This is a genomic window from Methylobacterium sp. WL7 (assembly GCF_008040085.1).
GTDB classification, from domain to species: Bacteria; Pseudomonadota; Alphaproteobacteria; order Rhizobiales; family Beijerinckiaceae; genus Methylobacterium; species Methylobacterium mesophilicum.
The window spans coordinates 1-5007 of record NZ_VRVG01000216.1; the positions used below are offsets into that span (position 1 = coordinate 1).

The following is a 5007-nucleotide window of genomic DNA, read 5'->3' on the forward strand; positions in this document are numbered from 1 at the left end:
GCTCCACTGCTTGATGTTGCTATGATCTACTGGAAGCTAGGTAAGCTTGACGACGCAAAGAATGCGTTGACAGATCATTTGATTGATCATCGAAAGAATTTTGGTCACCCGCAGCATGAGGTCTATGTTCGTCATTTGTCATCTGAACTTGGGTGTGGCGAATTAAATGTTGCCTAAGAATTTAATCTCGCGCAATCTGCGCTATAGGATTGCAAAAAATGCTCAATTTTTTGCAATCCTATAGCTTTTTAGGTAGCGCCCCTACACCGTCCCCACCACCATCAGCGCGAAGGCGTAGATCAGCGCCACCTCCTCCAGCCGGTCGAAGCGGCCGGCCGCGCCGCCGTGGCCGGCTTCCATGTTGATGCGCAGGAGGATCGGGCCGCCGCCGGTCATGGTGGCGCGCAGGCGGGCGACCCATTTGGCCGGCTCCCAGTAGGTCACCCGCGGGTCGGTGAGGCCGCCCAGCGCCAGGATCGCCGGATAGGCCTTGGCGGCGACGTTGTCGTAGGGCGAGTACGACAGGATCGTCTCGAACGCCGCGACGCTCTCGGCCGGGTTGCCCCATTCGGGCCATTCCGGCGGGGTGAGCGGCAATTCCGCGTCCAGCATGGTGTTGAGCACGTCCACGAACGGCACGTCGGCGACGATGCCGGCGAACAGCTCCGGGGCGAGGTTGGCGACCGCCCCCATCAGCATGCCGCCGGCCGAGCCGCCATGGGCGACGATCCGCTTCTCCGCCGTGTAGCCGGCCGCGATCAGCGCCCGCCCGCAGGCGATGAAGTCCGTGAAGGTGTTGGGCTTCTTCTCGCGCTTGCCGTCGAGGTACCAGCGCCAGCCCTTCTCGGTGCCGCCGCGGATATGCGCGATCGCGTAGACGAAGCCGCGGTCGACCAGGCTCAGCAGGTTCGTGCGGAACCCGGACGGCATCAGCGTCCCGTAGGAGCCGTAGCCGTAGAGGAGCAGCGGCGCCGAGCCGTCGAGCGCCAGGTCCCGGCGGTGCAGGAGCGAGATCGGCACCTGCTCGCCGTCCGGGGCGGTGGCGAACAGCCGGCGGGTCACGTAGGCGGCCGGATCGTGCCCGGACGGCACGGCCTGGCGCTTGCGCAGGGTCCGGCCGCGGCTGTCGCAGGCATAGTCCCAGGTCTCGGACGGCGTCGTCATGGACGAGTAGACGAAGCGGATCGTCGCCGTGTCGAACGCGTGGCCGCCCCGCAGGCCCAGCGCGTAGGCCTCCTCGGCAAAGGCCACCGTGTGCTCGCCGTCATCGGCGAGGTCGCGCACGATGATCCGCGGCCTTGCGTTCTCGATCTCGAGGCGGACGAGGTGGCTGGCCAGCAGGTGCAGGTGGCGGATCATCACCCCGGGCCGGTGGGGCACGAGGTCGGTCCAGTGGGCCCGGCCCGGGTCGTCGAGCGGCGCGGTGACGATCTTGAAGTCCTCGGCGCCGTCCGCGTTGGTGCGGATGTAGAGCCGGTCGCCCCGGTGCTCGACGTCGTAGATCAGCAGCGGCTCGCGCGCCTGCACCAGGCGCAGGGCGGCCGACGGCGCGTGCCGGTCGAGCAGCCGGACCTCCGAGGTCTCGTGGTCGCTAGCGGTCACGTCGAGGAACGCCCCCGATTGGGTGCGCCCGATATGGACGAAGTAGCCGGCATCCGGCTCGGTGTAGAGCGTCTCGTCGTCCGCCTGCCCGGTGCCGAGCCGGTGGCGCATGACCTTGGCGGGGCGGTGGTTGGCGTCGAGGGCCACGTACCAGAAGCTGTGCCCGTCCGCGGCCCAGACCGCCTCGCCGGAGGTCGCCTCGACCCGGTCGTCGAGGTCGAGCCCGGTGGCGAGGTCGCGCACCCGGATCGTGTACAGCTCCGAGCCCTTGGTGTCGGCGCTCCAGGCGAGACGGCCGTGGTCGTCGGAATGGACCGCGGCGGCGATCTCGAAGAACGGCAGGCCCTCGCCCTCCCGGTCGCCGTCGATCAGGATCGTCTCGTCCGGGTCGGGGCCGGATTCCGGCACGTTCGGCGAGCCGGACGGCCGCCGGCAGACCAGCGGGTGCTGCCCGCCCTCGCGATGGCGGGTGTAGTAGGCGTAGGGCCCGTCGGGATCGGGCACGCCGCTCTCGTCCTCCTGGATGCGGCCGCGCATCTCGGAGACCAGGGTCCTGCGCAGGTCGGCGGCGCCGGCGAGGGCGGCCTCCGCGAAGGCGTTCTCGGCCTTGAGGTAGGCGGCGATGTCGTCGGGCAGGGCGGCGGGGTCCTTGAGGACCGCCTGCCAGTTCTCCGCCTTCAGCCACGCGTAGTCGTCGACGATCTCCCGGCCGTGGACGCTGAAGCGCCGCGGCCGGATCTCGGCGACCGGCGCCCCGGTCCGGTGAGCAAGAAGGCCGCGCCCGATATCCGTCATCGTCTCTCCCGCCGGGTCCCGTCACGCCCGGTTGGGGATGTGTCCCGCCGCGGGCCGGGACGCAAGCCGCCGCGACGCCGGAACCGGCCGGGACATAACTTTAAGTGGGCTTGAAGCAACGGCCGTCTACTTATGGCTGGAAAATCGAGCCTTTAAGTATCGCACAACCGAAGCACCCGATGGGCGTCCGTAGTGCCATTCTAACTTGTAATACAAAATCGACTGTTGTACCTTCGTATGAGGGATCGATTGGTGCACGCGCGGCGTGGGGCCGTTTGTTTGTGCTGGGTATCACTCTGTCCTGATGCCTGCGGCAGGCAATGCTTCGACTGGCGAGGGTGGACGCGAAGCGTACGCGTCTTCGGAAATCTGGGGGCTCGTGGTGAAAGAGAACAGGAACGCGATCGATCTCGTCGGTGCGACGGCCGCCATCGTGGCGGCCTATGTCAGCAACAACGCCGTCCCGGTGAGCGAATTGCGGCCGTTGTTCGGGAACGTCCACGCGGCCCTGAAACGGGTCGTGGAGGACCACGCCGGCCCGGCGGACGTGCGGGCGGAGCCGGCGGTCCCGGTCGAGGGCTCGGTGACGGCGGATTACATCGTCTGCCTGGAGGACGGGCGGACGTTCAAGTCGCTCAAGCGGCATCTGCGCTCGAAGTACGGGATGAGCCCCGAGCAATACCGCGCGAAGTGGAAACTCCCCGCCGACTACCCGATGGTGGCGCCGAACTACGCCAAGGCCCGCTCCGAACTCGCCAAGGCGATCGGGCTGGGCCGGCCCGACGCCCTCCGGAGCGCCGCCTGAGGGCGAGCCGGCCGGGACACGGGGCGGGGAAACCGGGACGCCGTCGGGCGTTGGGGTGCGATGGCGCGCTTCCTGCGAGGCCGTCGAACGCCCGTCCGGCGCCGAGGTGCTGAGCATGAACGCCATTCCCGATCCGCAGGACGGCGATCCCGCGGAGGACATCGAGCGGGTGAACGCCGTCCTCTCCGAATGGGCCGCGCGTTCCACCGCCGACAGCGCGACGCTGATCGATCGCTTCGAAGATCTGGGCTACGCGGTCCGGGGCAAGTCCGAAGAGGAGATCGCCGAGATCCTCCGCCAGCCGCCGACGGGGCAGCGCCGGACCTGAATCCCGTTCTAGGTAAAAATACCTTGACACCGGGGCCGATCGCACGGTAGGTGAGGCGGCGGGACGTTGCGCATCGCGATTGGAACAAACCATGAACAAAAGGGCGAAGTCCAGCGGGGCGAAGGCGGCGGCGCGTGCGACGCCCGGGGTGTCCCTGACGTCCGAGGCGGCGCGGCTCCTGGCCCGGCTCGGGGAGGCGGGGGCCTATGCCCGGCCGGACCCGCTCACCGAGGACGGCCTGATCGTCCGGCGCGGCGGCGACGGGGTCTCGGTGGGGAGCGGGCGCTTCTCCTGCGCGGCCGGGCAGGCCCTGGTCGAGGCCGACCTCGCCGCCTGGAACCCGGGCGGCACCCGGCTGACGCTCGCCGCCGCCGGGCAGGCGCGGCTGCGGCGCGGCGGGGCCCCGGACGGGATGGCGTTCCTGGCCCAGCACCACGACCTCACGGTCGAGCGAGGCGGCGCGCCGGAGCCGACATTGCGCAACGCGTCGGAAAATCCCCTGGCCTGGATGGTCCGGCGCCGGGGCGGCGACGGCGCGCCGCTGATCGACCCGGCGGCCTTCGAGGCCGGTGAGCGGCTGCGCCGGGACATGACCACGGCCGCGATGCTGCCCCGGATGGGGATCGAGCTCGGCGCCCCCCGGGTGGACGGCGGCGGCGCCCGCGACCCGGCCGCCGCCTCCGATCAGGTGATCGCCGCCCGCCAGCGGGTCCGCGGCGCCCTCGACGCCGTGGGCGGCGACCTGTCGGGGCTGCTGATCGACCTGTGCGGCTTCCTCAAGGGCTTGGAGCGGATCGAGGCGGAGCGCCGCTGGCCGGCCCGCTCGGCCAAGGACGTGGTCCGCATCGCCCTGGGGCGGCTGGCCGAGCATTACGGCCTGGCGCGCGAGGCGACCGGACCGGACCACGCGCGGTTGCGGCTGTGGCGGGCATGAGGGGGGGCGATGGACTCCAACCCTGGCCCTCATCCTGTGGGGCCGTGAGTCTTTCGATCGATCGCCCTTCGATGTCCCATGCACCCGACGCCTGAGCGTCGCCGGACGGGACTATGCCCAAGCACGACCCGCGGGTCCCCTCTCCCGTGCGGGAGAGGGACAGGGTGAGGGATGCGACCTCTCCGGATGGATCTGTTCCCTCACCCCAGCCCTCTCTCGCACGGGCTACGACGTTCACACATCGCTGCCGGATGAGGGCCAAGGCTAACCCCAAACGCGTCTCCCTCCCCCTCTGCGGGGGAGGGAGAACCGCGGTGTCTCTCGCGTATCCTGGCGGCCCCGATGTGTGAATCCGCTAGCCCGCACGGGAGAGGGGGCGTGTCGCGCTCCGTCATCGACCTGGGGCCAAAACCCTCGGGGGATGTCCCACCTTGGATCGGAAGCCGGGATGAACCTCCCGAGGAATGCTGCAGCGTTACCGTTTGTCGCGAGCGATGGATCGAAAGGCTCACGGCCTTTGAGAACGAGGGGGAGGGTGGGAGG

4 protein-coding genes are annotated in these 5007 nt (G+C 69.4%); 3 read left to right on the plus strand and 1 reads right to left on the minus strand.

Going from position 1 to position 5007, the window contains the following annotated elements:
* Positions 1-261: 261 nt before the first annotated feature.
* A complete protein-coding gene (locus FV233_RS28085) occupies positions 262-2397 on the minus strand; it encodes a S9 family peptidase (protein WP_147899484.1) in 2136 nt (711 codons plus the stop codon).
* A 379-nt stretch (positions 2398-2776) separates the two neighbouring features.
* Here FV233_RS28085 and FV233_RS28090 point away from each other — a divergent pair, with 379 nt between their 5' ends.
* The 3 genes from FV233_RS28090 to FV233_RS28100 all read left to right on the plus strand — a co-directional run bounded on the left by FV233_RS28090 (position 2777) and on the right by FV233_RS28100 (position 4464).
* Positions 2777-3202: a MucR family transcriptional regulator gene (locus FV233_RS28090; RefSeq protein WP_246690117.1), complete on the plus strand. Its 426-nt coding sequence runs from the start codon at positions 2777-2779 to the stop codon at positions 3200-3202.
* A gap of 115 nt (positions 3203-3317) precedes the next feature.
* Positions 3318-3530, plus strand: coding sequence for a hypothetical protein (locus FV233_RS28095; RefSeq protein WP_147899485.1), 213 nt, complete (start codon positions 3318-3320; stop codon positions 3528-3530).
* A 91-nt stretch (positions 3531-3621) separates the two neighbouring features.
* The gene (locus FV233_RS28100) at positions 3622-4464 is read left to right on the plus strand and encodes a DUF6456 domain-containing protein (protein ID WP_246690118.1); all 843 of its coding nucleotides are present in this window, start codon (positions 3622-3624) and stop codon (positions 4462-4464) included.
* The last annotated feature ends 543 nt before the right edge of the window (positions 4465-5007 follow it).